Source organism: Bradyrhizobium sp., from assembly GCF_027307225.1.
Classification (GTDB): domain Bacteria; phylum Pseudomonadota; class Alphaproteobacteria; order Rhizobiales; family Xanthobacteraceae; genus Bradyrhizobium.
In genome coordinates this window covers 1-18674 of the sequence record NZ_DAHUXJ010000020.1, presented here as the reverse complement: position 1 = coordinate 18674, position 18674 = coordinate 1, and the positions used below count along the sequence as shown (strand labels likewise).

Sequence of the window (18674 nt, the reverse complement as noted above, 5' to 3'; positions counted from 1 at the left end):
ATGCCTGTCACGGTGAAAACATTTTCAAATGTCGGTGAAGCGGCCGCAGCGTTGTCGTCCGACCGCGGCGCGCGCTATTTCGGTGGCGGTACGCTCGTCATGCGCGCGCTCAACGAAGGCGACCTCTCGATCTCGAGCATTGTGCGCGCCCAAGACCAGGCGTTGCTGCGCATAGACGCGTCCGGACCGCGCGTGACGATCGGCGCCGGCGTCACCTTCGCGCGCATCTTGGCCGAGCGCGACTTTGCTTTCCTCCACGCACCAGCCCGCTCGATCGGTGGTCCGGCCGTGCGGAATATGGGGACGGTTGGCGGCAATCTCTTCGCGCCAAATCCTTATGGTGACTTCGCGGTCGCGCTGCTGGCGCTCGACGCCGTGGTTTCCGTGCAAGGCGGCTTTGGCGCGCGCGACATCCCGATCGAGGAGTTCCTGCAATCGCGTGAGCGGCAGGCGGGCGCACTGGTTTTGTCGGTATCGTGCCAGAAGCCGCTTGCCGCTGAAGCCTTCCACTATCGAAAGGTCGCCCGGATCAAGCCGAAGGGCGGATCGGTCATCACGCTCGCCGCGCATCTGCCGGTCAGCAGTGGGCGCGTGCTGGGCGCAAGGATTGCACTTGGTTCGATGGCGCAGACGCAAGTCCGAGCCAAGGCCGCTGAGCGCGCGCTGGAAGGACGCCCGCTCGATGCTTCAAGCATTACGGCCGCAGCGTCAGCTGCGGTCGAAGGCACGTCACCCGCGGACAATGCACTGGCGAGCGGCTGGTATCGGCGCGAGATCGTCGGCGTTCATCTGCGGCGCCTGTTGTCCGGTCAGAAATAGGATCAAGATGGCCAAGACCGCCCTGCAATTTCGTCACAACGGCCGCGACGTCGCAATCTTTGTCGACGGCGGCACGAACCTTCTCGTCGCCTTGCGCGAATTGATCGGCGACATGACGCCGAAATTTGGCTGCGGCCAGGGCGGCTGCGGCGCCTGCAGCGTGCTGATCGACGGCGAACTGCATCTCTCATGCCTCACACTCGCCGAATCGGTGGCCGGACGTTCTGTGCAGACGCTCGACGGCATCAAGGACGGCCCCAACCTGCATCCGCTGCAGCGCGCCTTTGCCGACAACTTTGCCGCCCAATGCGGCTACTGTACGCCCGGCATGCTGATGGCCGCCAAAGCGCTGCTGGACCGCAATCCGCAGCCGAGCCGTGAGGAGGTCGTCGAGGCGATCTCCGGAAATATCTGCCGTTGCACCGGTTACGAGCCGATCATCAATGCTGTGCTCGCCGCCGCCAGCGGCCGTGCACGAGCCTGAAGGAAATCGCGATGCTGGAACTGCGCAAAGACATCTTCGCCGACGAGCGTGACGATAATCTCAAGGAAATCGGAAAGGGCACGCAGCGGCAGGACATGCTCGGGCATGTCACGGGCACTTCGACCTATTTCGACGATCACAAGCTGCAAGGCATGCTGCACCTGAAAGTCGTTCGCAGCACCCATTCGCATGCCCGCCTGCGCCGCATCGATACCACGGAAGCCGAGCGTTCGGCCGGTGTGCGTCGGATCATCCGCGCCGCCGACATACCGCGCAATCTCAATACGCTTCTGAGCCTGATCAACTTTGGCAAGGATGATGAGCCGTCGCTCGCGGTGGACAAGGTACGCTACAAGGGCGAGCCGATCGTTGCCGTCGTCGCGGACAGCCCGCGGGAAGCGTATGAGGCGATGGAGAAGGTGCGCGTCGATTACGAGCCGTTACCGGCGGTGTTCGATGTCGAGGAGGCGCTGAAATCCGGTGCGCCCGTGGTCAACGAAACCTATCCCAAAAATACGTTCACTTATTACGACGTCTACGACCATCAGAAACTGCGGTTTGGCGATGTGGAACGCGGGCTTGCCGGGGCCGATCACGTCCTTGAACAGCGCTACCAGATGTCGCCAATCGAGCATGCACCGACCGAAACCAACGGCTCGATTGCAGCGCCCGACACCAATGGCCGCTATGTTGTCTATACCTCGACGCAGGCGTTGTTCTTCTCCGTCGACACTTGCGCCAAGATTCTGGACGTTCCTTCCAACACCTTCCATTTCATAGGCGGCACGGTAGGGGGCGGCTTCGGCGGCAAGGTCGACACGATCACCGAGCCGCTCTGCATTCTGGGTGCGATGCTGACCGGTCGGCCGGTGCGTTACGTGCTTGGGCGCGAGGAAGAGATGCAATACGGGCCGCCACGAGGCGCCGAACGAATCTACATCAAGGACGGCGTAATGCGCGATGGCCGGATCGTGGCACGCAAGGTTCGCGCCTATTTCGACAGCGGCGCCTATACGAGACTCTCCAGTTATGCTGCGGTCAAATGCGCGGCGCATCTGCCTGGCCCCTACACGATTCCGAACGTGTATGGCGATGTCTATTGCGTGTTCACGAACCGTACGCCGGCCACCGCCATGCGCGGTTTTGGCGTCACCGCGATGGACTTTGCGATCGAATGCCAGATGGACAAGCTGGCTCATCTGGTCGGCATGGACCCGATGGAGTTCCGTATCCTCAATGCTTATCGCGACGGTGACATGAAGGCACATCGGCGCGAGGCCAAGAACACGGCGCTCATCGAATGCGTCCAGGTCGCAGCAGAAAAGGCCAAGTGGCCGCTGCGCGAGGAATTCCGGCGCGCTTCGTCGCGCCAGGGTGGCGGCGGCGAGCGGGCGGCCGTGTCGCCAACGCCGCGCGACGCCCGTCCGCAACCCGCAATGGCGTCGCAGCAGCGGACCAGCTACGACCGCGCGCCAGTCGCGACGCGCGAACCGCAACCGCCTCCACCACCACCATCTTCTCCACCTCGGGCCCCTGCGGCGCCGTCCCATGGGGCGACCCGTTTCTCTTCCGTCTTCGGCACCAGGAGGCGCTGACCATGGCCCGGCATCGCGGACGCGGGATCGCGTCGATCAATTATCCCATCGGTATGAATCTCGGCGGCGATCCCAGCCAGGCGCTGGTGCATTCCAATCCAAGCGGGAAGTTCACCGTTGCCCTGTCGTCGATCGATCTCGGGCAGGGCATGAAATCTGTGACGCGTCAGATCTGTGCGGAGACGCTCGGTGTTCCCGTGGAGGACGTCTATGTCGACACCGCCGATTCCGACACCGGGCCGCACTGCATGGGCTCGTTCGCCTCGCGCGGCACGCATCGCGTTGGCAATGCGGTGATGGCCGCGGCCAAGGAGGCGCGCGGCGTGATGATGGAAGCTGCCGCCGAGGAACTGGAAGTCAATGCCGCCGATCTCGAAACCGACGGGCGCGGCAACATTCACGTCAAGGGCGCGCCGCATCGCTCCATCTCGACCAAGGATGTAGCGATCGCCGCGCAGTTCAAGCAGGGCAAGACCATCTCGGGGCGAGGCATCTTCCTGGTGCCGCTATCCGACGTCGACCCGGAAACCGGCGAAATGTCGCCCGCGACTTGTTACGCCCATGCCTGTCTGGTCGCCGAGGTCGAGGTCGACGACGAGACCGGTGAAATCGCGATGGTACGCATGGACAGTGCTTATGAACTGGGCCGCGCGCTCAATCCCCGGTTGGTCGAGCAGCAACTCGTCGGCGGCGCGTGGATGGGGATCAGTCACACGCTTTATGAGACGCCGGAGCCCTATTATCCAGATCCCGCGCACGGCCCGCGCGACTTCGTCGAATACCTGATGCCGGGCCCCGGCGACATTTGCCCGCATGATATCGCGGTGCTCGAACGCCCCGCCGCCGACGGTCCGTTCGGCGCCAAGGGTCCCGGCGAAATGTGCGCCAATCCGGTGCTGCCGGCGGTTGCGAACGCGATCTTCAACGCAGTTGGCGTTCGCATCGACGATCTGCCCATCACGCCGGAAAAGGTGCTGCGTGCGATCAAGGCCCAGGGCGGCTCGCGTCCGCAGCAGCGTCGCTGAGGGCCTTGCTATGGCGGTCCGCGGCAGCATCGTCGGCATCGACAGTCCCGAGACGCTGGAGAAGGCGTTGCGGGCGGCCTACTATCTGGCGGATGAGGGGCTGGCGACCGCGGCCTATCTCTCGCTCGCGTTGGGCAAGCCCTTGCTCCTGGAGGGCGCGCCGGGTGTCGGCAAGACCGAAGCTGCCAAAGCAATTGCCGCAGTGCTCGGCCGACGGCTGATACGTCTGCAATGCTATGAAGGCATCGACGCATCTGCGGCGCTCTACGAATGGAACTATCCGCGGCAGATGCTGGCGATCCGACAGGCCGGCGAGCAGAGCATCGACATCTATGGCGAAAGCTTCCTGATCGAACGCCCGATGCTGGCGGCGCTGCGTGCCCCGGATTCGGCCGTGCTGCTGATTGACGAAATCGATCGCGCCGATCAGGAATTCGAGGCCTTCTTGCTCGAGTTCCTGTCCGACTTCCAGATTTCGATACCCGAGCGCGGCACCATGCGCGCGGCGGAGCGCCCGGTGGTGGTGCTGACCTCGAACCGGACCCGCGACTTGCATGAGGCGCTGCGGCGCCGCTGTGTCTATCACTGGATCGACTATCCCACAGCCGAGCGGGAAGCGCGCATCGTGATGATGCGGGCATCCAGCGTCGCCGAGCACACCGCGCGTGCGGTCGTCGCTGCCGTCGAAAAACTGCGGCGTGAGCCGCTCAGCAAGGCGCCCGGCATCGCCGAGGCGGTGGACTGGGCGGAAGCCGCCACGCTCCTCCATAAGAGCGGCGCGCGCTGGCCAGATGCATTCAAACGCTCGATCGGCGTCGCTCTCAAGGACGAAGAGGACCTTCATTTCATTGCGCCGCGGCTTGACTCGCTGATTGCGGAGGCTGCCGCGTGAGCGAGGAACGCCAGTTACCGCGCGCGGCCCGAATCTTCATCTCCTTTGTCGCGCTGTTGCGCGCCAACGGGTTTTCGGTCGCGCCCGAGCAGACCACCTCTTTTTTGGCGGCGATCGAGCTCTTGGGGCCGCGCAGCCTCGAACACATCCGCCAGGCCGGCCAGGCCACGCTGGCGCCGCCGCCGGAGCGGCGCGCGACCTACGACCGGCTGTTTGACATCCATTTCCGCGGCAGCGAGGCGATCGAGCGCGCCGAAGGCGAGGACGAAGAAACGGTCCGGCTGCAGGAGGACGGCCGCGGCGACAATGAGCCGCCGCTATCGGATGAGGCCAATGAATCGGGCCTTGCCGCAGCGCGCGCGGAAGCGCTGGTGGAGCGGCGTTTTGCCCAGCCGTCGGTCAGCGATGCGCTACGCCGTCTCTCGCGCGAAGCATCGGCACGGCTGCCGCGGCGTCGCGGCCATCGTCGCATGCGCGCCCGTCGCGGCCCGTTTGCCGATTTGCGTCGTACCCTGCGGGAGACGGTGCGCAATGACGGCGAGGTGCTGCGGCTTGGACAACTGCGGCGGCGGCTTCGGCCCCGCAAGCTGCTATTGTTGATCGACGTATCCGGATCGATGAAGGCGCGGACGGAAGAGAACATGAAGCTGGCGCATGCGCTGCTTCAGGCTGTTCATACCGCTGAAGTCTTCACCTTCGGCACCCGGCTCAGCCGTGTGACCCGCGCGCTGAGGCTCAAGCGCCGGGAGCAGGCGTTGAATGCGGCGGCGCACCTGGTCAGCGATTGGGATGGCGGCACCCGCATCGGCGATGCCTTGCAGGCGTTCCTGGCAGTGCCACGCTTCGGCGGCTATGCGCGCGGCGCTGCCGTTGTCATCGTATCCGACGGGCTCGAGCGCGGCGATATCTCCGCGTTACGCGATGCCGTCGCCAAGCTCTCGCGCCGCGCGTGGCGGGTTAGCTGGTTGACACCGCTCGGGAGCGGACCGGGCTTCCGGCCGCAAACCGAAGCGCTGATCGCGATTCAGCGCTTCGTCGATGATCTCGTTGACGGCAGCTCGAGCGCTGCCGTCGTTTCGTATGTGTTGTCTCTTGGAAGGAAAGCCGCGTGAGTGAATTCGTTGACGCACATCATCACGTCTGGCGTCAAGCGGATCTGCCCTGGCTGGTCGGTCCTATGCAGCCGCGCATTTTCGGTCCCTATGAGTCGATCCGGCGTGACTATCCGATAAAAGAATATCTTGCCGATCTTGCCGGCACCGGGGTGAATAGATCGGTCTATGTGCAGACCAACTGGGCCAAGGATCGCTTCGAAGATGAAACCGCCTGGGTTCAACAGACGGCGAATAAACATGGCTGGCCGCATGCCATGGTGTCCTTTGCCGATTTCGGCGTCGAGGACGTCCGGCCCCAGCTCGATCGTCTCGCCAGCTATCCGCTGGTGCGTGGCGTGCGGATGCAGTTGCATTGGCACGAAAACCAGCTTTATCGCTTCGCCGCGCGGCCTGATCTTTGCGCCGATCCGAGGATCCGGCGCAACATTGCCCGGCTTGCCGATTATCGCTGGAGCTTCGACCTGCAGGTGTTCGCGCCGCAGATGGCCGACGCCGCCGGTCTTGCGGAGGCCTGCCCGAACGTGACGTTTGTCCTGCAGCATGCGGGCATGTTGGAAGATCTCTCGTCGCAGGGCCGGGAAAGCTGGCGCTCAGGTATGGCGAAACTCGCCGGATGCCCCAACGTCGTCTCGAAGCTTTCGGGACTTGGCACTTTCATTCATCGCAACGATGAAGCGCATATCGCCGGCATTCTCAATGACACGATTGCGCTGTTTGGTGCCGAACGCTGTTTGTTCGGTTCGAATTTTCCGGTCGAAAAGCTCTGGACGACCTACAGCGACCTCGTGGACGCCTATCGCGCGGCGGCAGCCTCGCTTGGCGCCGAACAGCGCGCTGCGCTTTTTGGGGGAACGGCCACGCGCGTCTATCGCCTCAAATCATAAAAATCGAGTTGGGAGGAATTCATGCCGCTGGAAATCAAGATCTTGGACTATGGCGATATTGAGCTGGAATCGAGTTTCCTGGTGCTCGGCCACAACTGCGGCCGCACTCGCCGTGTCCTGACGCTGGGCTTTCTGATCCTCGGCGGGCAATACCCGGTCGTGGTCGACACGGGTTATCGTTCCAACCAGATCATGGAGACGCTTGGCATGCGCGGCCTCCAGTTCCATGAAAACATGATCGAGAATCAGCTGATGCGTTACGGCGTGCGCATGGGTGACGTGCGCTTCGTTTGTCATACCCATCTGCACATCGATCACGCCGGCAAGGACGATCTGTTTCCCATGAACACGACCGTGGTTTTGAACCGCAAGGAGCTGGAATATTCCGTCTCCGGGCTGATGCATCCGCAATATCCGGCGCCCGATATCAAGCACCTCATCGACCGCCTGCACACCAAGAGCGCGTTGCGCTTTCTGGACCTTGAGATCACGGGGCCGATCGAGTTGATGCCAGGCATTTATTGCGATGCCGCCAATGCCCACACGGAAGGCTCGATGAACATTCACGTTCATACCGCGGACGGCATCGCCACGATCTGCGGCGACGTGATCTACGATTTCAACGATCAGATCGTCACGCCTTACAACGAAATCCACGACGGGGAGCCACGGACAACCGGTAATCACGGCACCAGCAAGCGTGCCGAAAAGGCCGCGATCAAGAAGTTGCTCTCCAGCTCGCACTATTTGCTGCCAGTGCACGATCGGCCGGCCAAGATCGAAGGCGGCAACGTGGTCGGCCGGCTCCATGACCAGGTTCCCGGTCCAGTGGTGCAGTCATTGCCTCAACGCAACTGGTTCCCGGCCTGACAGGGAAGGGCGCCGCCATGACACATGTAACGTTACGAAGCGAGTTTGAAAACCTGATCGACGCTTATGCGCCGGTCGGCCAGGTTGGCACCGGCTTCGACTTCACGGAGGGACCAATCTGGCATCCGGCCTTGCACTATCTCTTGTTCTCGGACATGCCGGGCGACGTACGCCGGCGCTGGGATACGCGGCACGGCGTGGCGGAGGTCAAGCGCCCGTCCAATAAATGCAACGGCATGACCTATGACGCGGAGCTCAATCTGATCGTCTGCGAGCATGCCACCTCATCGCTGATCCGCGAGCGACCGGACGGCAGGCGCGAGGTCATCGCTTCGCATTTCGAGAACCAGGAGCTGAACAGCCCCAACGATGTCTGCGTTCATTCGAGCGGTGCAATCTATTTTTCCGACCCATGGTACGGTCGTATGCCGGTCTTCGGCGTCGAGCGTCCGCGCCAACTCGGCTTCCAGGGTGTCTATCGCGTCCCACCCGGCGGCGGCGCGCCGAAGCTGCTGGTCGATCGCTATCTCTTCGAGCAGCCGAACGGGCTCTGCTTCTCACCGGATGAGCGGGTGCTCTACGTCAATGACACGGTACAGACGCTGATCCGCGCTTTCGATGTCGACTCCGATGGCTCGCTCTCCAACTCGCGCGTGTTCGCGAGCGGAATTCGCTCCGAACTCGAACCTGGCGTGCCCGACGGCATGAAATGCGACCATCGCGGCAATGTCTGGGTGACCGGACCGGGAGGTGTCTGGGTCTATTCTCCTGCCGGCGAGTTACTCGGCAAGGTGCGCGTGCCAGAGCTCGTCGCCAATCTTGCATGGGGTGGTCCGGATTTCCGTACGCTCTATATGACGGCGACCCATTCGGTTTATGCGATCCAGACCAAGGTTGGTCCGCGCCTGGAGCCCTATATGATTGCGCGGACCTCGAGTAACTCGGCTACGGCGCCTGCCGCGGCGCCGATCCTCTCCGGCCAGGATATGCAGCTCGATCCGCGCCGCTGCGCGATGATCATCCAGGATTTGCAGAACGACGTGATCATGGATGGCGGCGCCTTTGCCGAATCCGGTGCGCCGGCGCATGCCAGGCAGCAGCGGGTGATCGAAAATGTAAGACGTGTGGCCGCTGCGGCCCGCTCGCGCGGGGTCGCCGTCATCCATGTCTGGTTCATCGTCGAGCCCGGTGCACCCGGCGTTACGCTGAATGCGCCGCTGTTCGAAGGTCTCGTCGACAGCAAGGCCATGGTGCGCGGCAGCTGGGGGGCAGCTGCCGTGCCGGGCCTTGAACCGCAGCCCGGCGACTTCATTGTCGAGAAGATGCGAATGAGCGCCTGGGAGGGCACGCGGCTCGAAACCATCCTGAAGGCGACCGGACGCGACATGATCATCAATACCGGCGCGTGGACCAACATGTCGGTCGAGCACACGGCGCGCACTGGCGCGGACAAGGGCTATTTCATGATTGTGCCCGAAGACTGCTGCTCGACCATGAACGCCGACTGGCACAATGCATCGATCAATTTCGCGCTTCAAAATGTTTCGGTCGTGACCAACGCAGACGCCATCGTGAAGGCGCTGGGCTGACGGGGCCTCTCAGTTATGCCCAAGGTCTTCCATCTGGAGTGCTCGCCACGCGCCGAGTCTGAATCTGCGGCTGGCGCCCGCGCTTTCCTCGAAGGTTTTCACAAGATGCGGCCCGAGTGGGACATCGACGTCATGAATCCCTGGCGCGATCATCTGCCGGAATTCGAAGGTTATGTACTGGAGGCGAAATATGCCCGGATGAACGGGCGGGCCTTCACTGACTCGCAACGCGACGCCTTCGCGGCCGCCGAGCGTATCGCGGTTCGCCTCGCGCTTGCCGACCGCGTGCTGATCTCGACACCCATGTGGAACTTCAGCATTCCCTACAAGCTGAAGCAGTGGTTCGATGTCATCGTTCAACCCGACCTTACGTTTCGCTTCGATCCGTCGGCGGGCTACCAGCCGCTGCTCAAGGACCGGCCGACAATTGTGATCGTTGCAAGCGGCGGCGACTTCGTCACCGGCATGAGTCGTGGCCGAACGGATATGGCCACGCCTTACCTGCGCGAGGCGCTGCGCTTCATCGGCATCAGCGATGTTCGATTCGTGCCGATCGGGCCGACAACGGGGCCGGGCGAACCGATCAAGGCAGCGCGCGACATCGCGCACGGCCGTCTGGCCGAGTTGGCCAAGCGATTTTAGTGTCGGCCGCCTGACTTTGGCCTGAACCGAGAATTTTTACCTGATGCACTCGCTTCCTCGACCAGACGCGGCATAGCGGATCGGTCAGGCGTCTGTATCACGACAGTGCCATTCCCATTTTAAATTCGACGATCTGTCGAAGTTGGCATCGGCAGAACACTTTGTCGACGGGCGGTACTGCGCGCGGATTTTGGTACTGCCGTGCAGTACCGGGCAGGGCTGAAATAAGCGAAAATAACCGAGTCCTCTGATCAAGCCATTGAAAAGAAAGGAAAATGCTTTACGTCTATGACTCCGATCAGTTGTCGGCCCAGAAATCCTTGGACCGACTCGCGCTGCAAAAATAAATGAAAACAGTATGTTAGCTCATCGCTTCTCCGTCGCCCCCATGATGGATTGGACCGACCGGCATTGCCGGATGTTCCATCGCCTGATGACGCGGCGCGGCCGGCTCTACACGGAGATGCTGACGTCAGGCGCCATCCTGCACGGCGATCGGCGGCGGCTGCTCGCGTTCGATGCAGGCGAGCATCCAGTCGCGCTTCAGCTCGGTGGCTCCAATCCCCGCGATCTCGCGGCCTCGGCGAAAATCGGCGAGGACCTTGGCTACGACGAGATCAATCTCAATGTCGGTTGTCCGTCGGATCGGGTGAAGGAGGGACGTTTCGGCGCCTGCCTGATGGCGGAGCCCGATCTGGTCGCGTCCTGCGTGGCGGCGATGAAGGCAGCGGTCGCGATACCGGTCACGGTCAAATGCCGGATCGGCATCGACGACCAGGATCCGGAAACAGCGCTCGATACGCTCGCGCGCGCCGTCGTGGCGGCAGGCGCCGATGTGCTGATCGTTCATGCACGCAAGGCCTGGCTCAGCGGATTGTCGCCGAAGGAAAATCGCGAGATCCCGCCGCTCGACTACGACAGCGTTTACCGCCTGAAGGCGGCGATGCCGCATGTGCCTGTCATCATCAATGGCGGGGTCCGCAGCCTCGATGAGGCGAAGCAGCATCTTCTCCATGTCGATGGCGTGATGCTAGGGCGCGCCGCCTATCAGGAGCCGTGGCGGCTGCTCGGCGTCGATCGCGAATTGTTCGGCGAGCCGTCGCCGCACGCCACGATGAAGGACGTGTTCGAAGCGATGATGCCTTATATTGCGCGCGAGCTTGCCGCCGCCACGCGGCTGCACGCGATTACCAGGCATTTCGTCGGCGCGTTCCATGGCGTGCCCGGCGCACGCGCCTTCCGCCGCCATCTCGCCGAGCACGGGGTAAAGGCCGGCGCCGGTGTCGATGTATTGCGCGATGCGATCGCCTTGGTCGGTGATCGCGCGCCAGCGGCAATCGCGGCGTAGAGACTCTTGTTGCGCATGATCTCCGCGCAAACGCATGCGCGTTGGTCGCGAGCGATCGTGCGCTACGGATAGCCGCGCAGCATCAGGCTGTCGGGGCGCACTTCCCAGCTTTCCAGCCGATCCAGAAAACTCATCCCCAACAGATTGGTTTTCATCTGCCCGTGCGGTACCACCAGCGCCGGCACCGAACGTTCGACGAGCTTGCCGATGGAGAGGCGGTCGAGCGTCAGCCGTGCCGCTTTGGTGTGACCGCTCGCGGTTTCGAGGTCGACGTCATATTCGAGGATTTCGAGCGGAAGCCCGGCCGCCTTCGCGGTCTCGTAGGTGAGCACCACCGATGTGGCGCCGGTATCGATCACCATCGGCGCATTGACGCCGTTGATCTTCGCCTGCAGCGCGAATTCGCCGCCCTGGCCGCGCGAAATCTGCACGCTGCGGACCGAGGACATGTATGGACGCAGCAGGTCCGAGACCGTGCTGGACACGGTGCTTTTGGCTCGCGCAATCTGGTGAGGGTCGCCATAGGCGACGACGGCGCCCACCGTCGCGATCAATACGGCAAGGACCAGGAGCATGCGGCTCATCGCGCACCCCGCACGTCTTTCAGCCGGCCTTCGAGCGCCTGGCCGGTTCGATCCGCTTCAAACCTGCATCGCTCATGCGCGCCGGCAGTTCCGCCATCAGCGAAAGACGCTCCGCACTCTCCATGCGATGCCAGCGCGCGATTTCGCCAAGCGTCCGCCCGCAACCGAAGCAAAGGTTCGTTCTGGGATCGATCATGCAGACTGCGATACACGGTGTCTCTATGCTCATCGTTTGATTGTGAAGCCAAATCCGTTGCTTGCCAAGCGTGCCTCACAATCCGGTTCCGGCGCTCAGGATTGCCTTGTTGCGGCTCACCGTTGGTGTTTCGCCCGCCCTCGCCCCCGCATGGTCCGGCTGCAGGGGCGGCGCGTCCTCCGACATCGGGCCGAGCGCCGACATCACGCGTTCGGGCGGGAAGGTGACGATCACCTCGGTGCCGATCCGGATCTTCGATCTCAGCGTGAAGGTGCCGCCATGCATGTCGATCAGGCTTTTGGCGATCGGCAATCCGAGGCCCGCGCCCTGTTCCGCCGACTTGATGGAGTTGGAGCCTTGTCCGAACGAGGCCAGCACGATCGGGATTTCTTCCTCCGCGATGCCGGACCCGGTATCCTTGACGGTGAGGTATTGCCCGCCGGATGCGGTCCAGCCGACCTTGAGCCAGATCTCGCCGCCTTGCGGTGTGAACTTGATCGAGTTCGACAACAGGTTCAGCACGATCTGGCGCACCGCGCGTTCGTCGCCCCAGATGCGCGGCATGGCATGTTCGAAGACTTCGTGAATGGTGATGCCGCGGTTGGAGGCGCGCAGCTTCAAGAGATGGTGGCAGTCGCTGACGACATGCACCAGCGAGACCGCTTCTTCGTTGAGTTCGTAGCGGCCGGCTTCGATGCGCGACAGGTCCAGGATCTCATTGATGAGGTTGAGCAGGTGAACGCCGGAATTGTGAATGTCAGCGGAATATTCGCGATAGACGGGAACGGCATGCGCGCCAAAGATCTCGCTCTTCATCACCTCGGAGAAGCCGAGAATGGCGTTCAGCGGTGTCCGCAGTTCGTGACTCATTTGCGCAAGAAAGCGCGATTTGGCGACGTTCGCGGCTTCGGCGCGGTGCCGCGCTTCGTCCGAGATCGCCTTGGCCTGCTCGAGTTCGCCGATCAGCGCGTCCTTTTCGGCGCGCGCTTCCAGTGTCGCCAGGGTCGCCGTATGGAGGCGGTGTGCCAACAGGGCGAAATAACCTTCCGCTGCGATCGCAAGCAGCGCCAGCACGTAGTTGTCGAAAGTGCCGCTGAGCGCGAAATTGACCGCGATCGCCGCCGTCACGGGTGCAGTGGCTGCGAGCGCTGCGATCGGCAGGCTTGCCGCGAGCATGCTAGATACCGCGACCACCAGCAGCATCAGGAACATGATCAGCGTATTGGAAACCGGATCGAAGCCGGACGGGTGAATCAGTAGCGCGGTCCAGCCGAGGCCATAGAGCAGATCGAGAACGATGAAGCGGGTGCGCCACCTGCGGATTTCGATCAGCTTCGGCTGGGCCGAAATGAACTGGCCGCAACTGCGGATGATCGCGGTGTGAACGCAGAGCAGGCCGCAGGTCCATGCCGCGGCCGAAACCGGCGGCATCCAGAAACCGAACAGGACGCCGGTTGCCACGATCAGCAGCATGACGACGTAGGATGCCGACAGGCGGGTCTGCGCGTATTGCCGGAGCAGTTCGCTGTCGAAAGCCGGGCGGGTTCCGCTTGAGGACGTTAACCGATCGCGTGCCTCCCGCACCCGCTGCGCCGCAGCGCGCCGGCTGGCGACAGGCGCCACGGCGGGCGGGTCAGCCGGAAGCTGTACGACTTCTGGCTTTTCAGCGGAATTACTCATCAAACAACACAAATCCTGCCCGCGAAGAGGCGAGCTTTTGCATTATCTATCTGTGCCGCCAAATTCTTAAGAGGTGCCTTAAGAAGCCGAAAATTCTCCTTAACGAGAGGTTAAGTTAACTTCTCTCGATCGGCGCGATGACGTCGTCGCGAGGCGCAAGCCGAAGGCCCGCCGTCGCTCGCGGTGCGAGCTGCGGCGCGCGTTCGCTCGTCTGCTTGCTTGTCATGACGGCGATCATATTTGGTTCCTCGGGAATATCGGCTTTCGAGCGGTGTGTCGCCTGTCATTGGGGCTGTTGCCTGACAGGAGAGAAGGATGGCGAAAATCGCGGTTCGGCTTTTGATACTCTCGATGTTCGCGACGTCGCTGCTGGTGGCGCCGATGGTCACCGGGGCGAGCGCGGCGACCACCACCGCCGCCAAGCACATGAAGAAGAAAAAGGTGCGGGTAACGCACCAGAAACCTAGAGCTGCCGACCCCTATGCCAGCCCGTACAGCAACAACAGGTACGAAGATGATCCTGATCGGAAAGCCGCCGGCGGCGGCTATTGAAGTTCACCGGTCGAGTGCCATTGGGGTAGCGCATACGAGGAGGGACTTATGAGGAAACTTGCGGTTCGGATTTTGATGCTCTCGATGTTCACGACGTCGCTGCTCGTCGTACCTCTTGTCGCCGAGGTCAGCGCGGCGACCACCACCACCAAGCACATGAAGAAGAAAAATGTGCGGGTGACGCACCAGCGCCCTAAGGCTGCCGATCCCTATGCCAGCCCGTACAGCAACTACAGGTACGACGATGATCCGGACCGCAGGGCTGGCGGCGGCGGAGGCGGCTACTGAAGTTCGCCGCATAGTCTCGGACAGTGCCGATAGGTTCATCGTAGCCGGGCGTGCGAGCGGCGTTGTTTCCGCTCGTCCATACCCGGCCATTGACGTCTCAACTCAGCCGCGTTGGTTCCTAAGAAAGCCGCTTTCGAGAAAGCGGCTCGGAGTTCACTTCTCCAGCCGCGCCAGCAGGCTGCAAGTATCCCAGCGCTTGCCGCCCATCTTCTCGACTTCGGAGTAGAACTGATCGACCAGCGCCGTCACCGGCAAATGCGCGCCGTTGCGGCGGGCTTCCGAGATGCAGATCGACAGGTCCTTGCGCATCCATTCCACCGCAAAACCGAAATCGTATTTGCCCTCGTTCATCGCCTTGTAGCGGTTCTCCATCTGCCACGACTGCGCCGCTCCCTTGGAGATGGTTTCGATCACCGACGCAATATCGAGGCCCGACTTCTTCGCAAAATGGATGCCTTCCGAAAGGCCCTGCACGAGGCCGGCGATGCAGATCTGGTTGACCATCTTGGTGAGCTGACCGGCGCCTGCGGGGCCGAGCAGTTTGCACATGCGGGCATAGGCTGCGATGACCGGCTCGGCGCCGGCAAAGGCATCTTCCTTGCCGCCGCACATCACCGTGAGCACACCGTTCTCGGCGCCAGCCTGTCCGCCTGACACCGGCGCGTCCACGAACTTGAAGCCCCCCTTGCTGGCGGCTGCGTCGAGCTCGCGCGCGACTTCGGCGGACGCCGTGGTGTGGTCGACGAAAGTGGCGCCTTTCTTCATGCCGGCAAACGCCCCGTCAGCGCCGATCGTGATCGCGCGAAGGTCGTGGTCGTTGCCGACGCAGGCCATCACGAAATCCTGACCTTCGGCGGCGGCTTTGGGAGTGGCCGCAGTCTTGCCCTTGAATTTCTCGGCCCATGCTTTGGCCTTGGCCGGCGTCCGGTTGTACACCGTCACCTCGTGGCCGCCCTTGACGACGAGGTGTCCTGCCATGGGGAATCCCATGACGCCGAGACCGAGAAAAGCGACTTTAGCCATTTGTGCAATCCTGGGGTTCTGCCGGCGCAACCCTGGGCCGGGCAATGACCGTGTGAGCGGGGTCGGTAACGCTGCCATTTGGCGGGCGCGCTGGGTTTTATGCTAGCATGGCCGGATAGTCGAGTTTCAAAACAAAATGGGAGAGAAACCATATGGGCATGAGTGTAGGCGTGCTTGATCACTTCAATATCCGGACCCGCAAGCTCGCCGATACCGTTCGGTTCTATGAGGACGTCCTGGGCCTTGAAAACGGGGATCGGCCGAATTTCGCCTTTCCCGGCGCCTGGATGTACAGCGAGGGCAAGGCGGTGGTCCATCTGGTCGATATTTCGGTGACCGAAGAGGCACAAAAGCCGGATTCCGGCGTAGTCCATCATGTCGCGTTCGTGAGCCGCGGTTTTGACGCCATGAAAACGCGGCTCAAGTCGAAGGACATGCCATTCGATGCGCGGCAGGTTCCGGGCGGCGACCTCTGGCAGATCTTCGTCAACGACCCCAACGGCGTGATGATCGAGCTGAACTACGAGGCCGCCAAGGAGCAGGGCGGATCGGCGCCCACGATGCGCACCGACGACCCCGGCAAGCGCTAGCTTTTAGGGCTGAACCGCTCTAACGGTCGCATCCGAAAATTATAGGAGATGCCCCGTGGGCGTGACGCAACAACAGGTTCAGGACGCTCTTGCCAAGGTGGCCACGCCGCGCGGCGTGGGCCTCACCAATGCAGGTGTGCTGTCGCCGATCTCGGCCGGTGACGGCAAGGTGTTCTTTTCCATCAACGTCGAGGCGAGCGAAGCGCGCGCCTGGGAAGGCGTGCGTGCGGCGGCCGAGTCCGCCGTGCGCGCCATTCCCGGCGTCGAGGTTGCGATGGTTGCTCTGACCGCCGAACGCAAGGCAGGAGCGGCTGCTCCGCCGGCGCCACATCGTCATGCTCCCGGTGTGCAGAACGTCGCAAGCCATCGGCCGCCACAAGGCGGGCCTTCGCCAATGTCGCGGCAGGCGGAAATTCCGGGCGTTGCTGCCATCATTGCGGTGGCTTCCGGAAAGGGCGGCGTTGGAAAGTCCACCACCGCGCTCAACCTGGCGCTCGGCTTGCGCGATCTCGGCCTGCGCGTCGGCCTGCTCGATGCCGACATTTACGGGCCGTCGGTGCCGCGCTTGACCGGTATTCGCGAGAAGCCGCAGCTCAACGTCGACCGCAAGATGATTCCGCTTCAGCGTTTCGGCCTTTCGATCATGTCGATCGGCTTTCTCGTGGAAGAGGAGACCGCGATGATCTGGCGCGGGCCGATGGTGATGTCGGCGGTCACGCAGATGCTGCGCGACGTCGCTTGGGGCACGCTCGACGTTCTCGTGGTCGACATGCCGCCTGGCACCGGGGACGCGCAGCTCACGCTCGCACAGACGGTGCCGCTCAAGGGCGCCGTCATCATCTCGACGCCGCAGGATCTGTCGCTGATCGATGCGCGACGGGGACTGGCGATGTTCACTAAGGTCAACGTACCCGTGCTCGGCATCATCGAGAACATGAGCTATTTCCGGTGCCCGCATTGCGGTACCCAGTCCGATATTTTCGGCCATGGCGGTGCGAGGCACGAGGCCGAGCGTCTTGGGGTGCCGTTTCTCGGCGAAATCCCGCTGCACATGTCGATCCGCACTACCTCCGATGCCGGAACCCCGGTGGTCGAGAGCGAGCCGAAAGGGCTGCATGCTGCGATCTATCGCGAGATCGGAGCCAAGGTCCGCGATCAACTCAAGGACGCCATCGCCGCGGCGTGAACCGGCGCAATCGTATTCGACAGCGTCGCTCTTATCCCTCCCCCGCGGAACGCGCGGGGAGGGTGGCCGTCGCGAAGCGGCGGTCGGGTGGGGGTGCTTGTGTCGTCCGGAAGTGTTCAATGGAGCAATTTTTTTGAAACCCCCACCCCGGCTCGCTCGCGCTCGCCGACCCTCCCCGCAAGGGGGAGGGAAAAGAATTGGCGTTATCAGACTTTCGTTTAATCAGCGGTTTGCCGGGGTTGCCTGGTTTTGGCCCAACCGGCATCCATGTTAAAGCCGCCTCAGAAGAGCTTTGTTGAATCGGGACCTGCTCGTCCAAGGAGATACATTAGATGAAGCGCCGTGATTTTTTGAAGGTTTCGGCGGTGGGAGCTGCGGCGAGCGCCGTGGCCGCGCCGGCAATTGCGCAATCCTCGCCGGAAATCAAATGGCGTATGACGTCGAGTTTCCCGAAATCGCTTGATACGATTTTCAACGGCGCGACGGAGTTTTCCAAATACGTCGCGGAGATGACCGACAACAAATTCCAGATCCAGGTTTTTGCCGCCGGTGAAATCGTTCCGGGCCTGCAGGCACTCGATGCCACCGCGAACGGCACGGTCGAGCTGAGCCATACGGTCTCTTATTATTATGTCGGCAAGGACCCGACCTTTGCGATCTACGCGTCGGTGCCGTTCGGCCTGAACGCGCGCATGCAGAATTCCTGGTGGTATCAGGCCGGAGGCCGGGAGCTCGGCAACGATTTCTTCAAGAAATTCGGCGTGATCGGATTCGCCTGCGGCAACACAGGCACGCAGATGGGCGGCTGGTTCCGCAAGGAGATCAAGACGGTTGCCGATCTTTCCGGCCTGAAATTCCGCATCGGCGGCATTGCGGGGCAGGTGCTGCAGAAGGTTGGCGTGGTGCCGCAGCAACTGGCAGGCGGGGACATCTATCCGGCGCTCGAAAAAGGCACGATCGACGCGGCCGAATGGGTCGGCCCCTATGATGACGAGAAACTCGGCTTCCAGAAGGTCGCGAAATACTACTACTATCCCGGCTTCTGGGAGGGTGGCCCGACCGTCCACGCCTATTGCAATCTTGAGAAGTGGAATTCGCTGCCGAAGAACTATCAGGCGATCATCACTAACGCGGCTGCCAACGCCAATACCTGGATGGCCGCCCGCTATGACATGCAGAACCCGTCAGCGTTGAAGCGGCTGGTCGCCGGCGGCACTCAGCTTCGGCCCTTCACCAATGAAGTGCTGGAAGCCTGCCTGAAGGCGACGAACGAATTGTGGGCGGAGATTTCTGCCAAGAACGCCGACTTCAA

At 62.4% G+C, this 18674-nt stretch carries 20 protein-coding genes; 16 read left to right on the top strand and 4 right to left on the bottom strand.

The window, feature by feature from the left end:
• The 11 genes from M6D32_RS03595 to dusA all read left to right on the top strand — a co-directional run bounded on the left by M6D32_RS03595 (position 1) and on the right by dusA (position 11263).
• Positions 1-819: an FAD binding domain-containing protein gene (locus tag M6D32_RS03595; protein WP_298253438.1), complete on the top strand. Its 819-nt coding sequence runs from the start codon at positions 1-3 to the stop codon at positions 817-819.
• Between the two features lie 7 nt (positions 820-826).
• Positions 827-1303 (top strand): (2Fe-2S)-binding protein, encoded by a 477-nt coding sequence (locus M6D32_RS03590; protein ID WP_298253436.1) that lies wholly within the window; start codon positions 827-829, stop codon positions 1301-1303.
• An 11-nt stretch (positions 1304-1314) separates the two neighbouring features.
• Positions 1315-2898 (top strand): xanthine dehydrogenase family protein molybdopterin-binding subunit, encoded by a 1584-nt coding sequence (locus M6D32_RS03585; protein WP_298253434.1) that lies wholly within the window; start codon positions 1315-1317, stop codon positions 2896-2898.
• 2 nt (positions 2899-2900) lie between these two features.
• Entirely contained in the window at positions 2901-3923 is a 1023-nt protein-coding gene (locus tag M6D32_RS03580; RefSeq protein ID WP_298253432.1) for a molybdopterin cofactor-binding domain-containing protein, read from the top strand.
• Between the two features lie 10 nt (positions 3924-3933).
• Positions 3934-4815, top strand: a complete 882-nt coding sequence (locus M6D32_RS03575) for a MoxR family ATPase (RefSeq protein WP_298253430.1) — start codon at positions 3934-3936, stop codon at positions 4813-4815.
• Positions 4812-5927, top strand: coding sequence for a VWA domain-containing protein (locus M6D32_RS03570; RefSeq protein WP_298253428.1), 1116 nt, complete (start codon positions 4812-4814; stop codon positions 5925-5927). The genes M6D32_RS03575 and M6D32_RS03570 overlap by 4 nt, the downstream gene beginning before the upstream one ends.
• On the top strand, positions 5924-6814 hold the full coding sequence (locus M6D32_RS03565) for an amidohydrolase family protein (protein ID WP_298253426.1): 891 nt from the start codon (positions 5924-5926) through the stop codon (positions 6812-6814). The genes M6D32_RS03570 and M6D32_RS03565 overlap by 4 nt, the downstream gene beginning before the upstream one ends.
• A gap of 21 nt (positions 6815-6835) precedes the next feature.
• Positions 6836-7684, top strand: a complete 849-nt coding sequence (locus M6D32_RS03560; RefSeq protein ID WP_298253424.1) for an MBL fold metallo-hydrolase — start codon at positions 6836-6838, stop codon at positions 7682-7684.
• 17 nt (positions 7685-7701) lie between these two features.
• Complete coding sequence (locus M6D32_RS03555; RefSeq protein ID WP_298253422.1) at positions 7702-9273, top strand: isochorismatase family protein; 1572 nt, start codon at positions 7702-7704, stop codon at positions 9271-9273.
• 15 nt (positions 9274-9288) lie between these two features.
• Positions 9289-9915 (top strand): NAD(P)H-dependent oxidoreductase, encoded by a 627-nt coding sequence (locus M6D32_RS03550; protein ID WP_298253420.1) that lies wholly within the window; start codon positions 9289-9291, stop codon positions 9913-9915.
• 358 nt (positions 9916-10273) lie between these two features.
• Positions 10274-11263, top strand: coding sequence for a tRNA dihydrouridine(20/20a) synthase DusA (dusA, locus tag M6D32_RS03545; RefSeq protein WP_298253418.1), 990 nt, complete (start codon positions 10274-10276; stop codon positions 11261-11263).
• A gap of 62 nt (positions 11264-11325) precedes the next feature.
• Here the strand turns inward: dusA and M6D32_RS03540 are convergent, their stop codons facing one another.
• From M6D32_RS03540 to M6D32_RS03530, 3 genes are read right to left on the bottom strand one after another with little or no spacing between them, the layout of a single operon-like run.
• Positions 11326-11847 (bottom strand): TIGR02281 family clan AA aspartic protease, encoded by a 522-nt coding sequence (locus M6D32_RS03540; protein ID WP_298253416.1) that lies wholly within the window; start codon positions 11845-11847, stop codon positions 11326-11328.
• A 19-nt stretch (positions 11848-11866) separates the two neighbouring features.
• Positions 11867-12076: a DUF1289 domain-containing protein gene (locus M6D32_RS03535; protein WP_298253414.1), complete on the bottom strand. Its 210-nt coding sequence runs from the start codon at positions 12074-12076 to the stop codon at positions 11867-11869.
• 42 nt (positions 12077-12118) lie between these two features.
• Positions 12119-13723 (bottom strand): HAMP domain-containing sensor histidine kinase, encoded by a 1605-nt coding sequence (locus M6D32_RS03530; RefSeq protein ID WP_298253413.1) that lies wholly within the window; start codon positions 13721-13723, stop codon positions 12119-12121.
• Between the two features lie 315 nt (positions 13724-14038).
• On the opposite strand from M6D32_RS03530, the gene M6D32_RS03525 reads away from it, so the two are divergent.
• Both M6D32_RS03525 and M6D32_RS03520 read left to right on the top strand, forming a co-directional pair.
• Complete coding sequence (locus M6D32_RS03525) at positions 14039-14275, top strand: hypothetical protein (protein WP_298253411.1); 237 nt, start codon at positions 14039-14041, stop codon at positions 14273-14275.
• Between the two features lie 48 nt (positions 14276-14323).
• Positions 14324-14563, top strand: a complete 240-nt coding sequence (locus M6D32_RS03520; protein WP_298253409.1) for a hypothetical protein — start codon at positions 14324-14326, stop codon at positions 14561-14563.
• Positions 14564-14716: 153 nt separating this feature from the next.
• Here M6D32_RS03520 and M6D32_RS03515 read toward each other — a convergent pair whose 3' ends face one another.
• A complete protein-coding gene (locus M6D32_RS03515) occupies positions 14717-15586 on the bottom strand; it encodes an NAD(P)-dependent oxidoreductase (protein WP_298253407.1) in 870 nt (289 codons plus the stop codon).
• Positions 15587-15738: 152 nt separating this feature from the next.
• On the opposite strand from M6D32_RS03515, the gene M6D32_RS03510 reads away from it, so the two are divergent.
• From M6D32_RS03510 to dctP, 3 genes are all read left to right on the top strand, one after another.
• Positions 15739-16176 (top strand): VOC family protein, encoded by a 438-nt coding sequence (locus M6D32_RS03510; protein WP_298253405.1) that lies wholly within the window; start codon positions 15739-15741, stop codon positions 16174-16176.
• A gap of 55 nt (positions 16177-16231) precedes the next feature.
• Positions 16232-17362 (top strand): Mrp/NBP35 family ATP-binding protein, encoded by a 1131-nt coding sequence (locus M6D32_RS03505; RefSeq protein WP_298253403.1) that lies wholly within the window; start codon positions 16232-16234, stop codon positions 17360-17362.
• A 332-nt stretch (positions 17363-17694) separates the two neighbouring features.
• Positions 17695-18674: TRAP transporter substrate-binding protein DctP (gene dctP, locus M6D32_RS03500; protein ID WP_298253401.1), on the top strand; the 980-nt coding region annotated here is incomplete at its 3' end.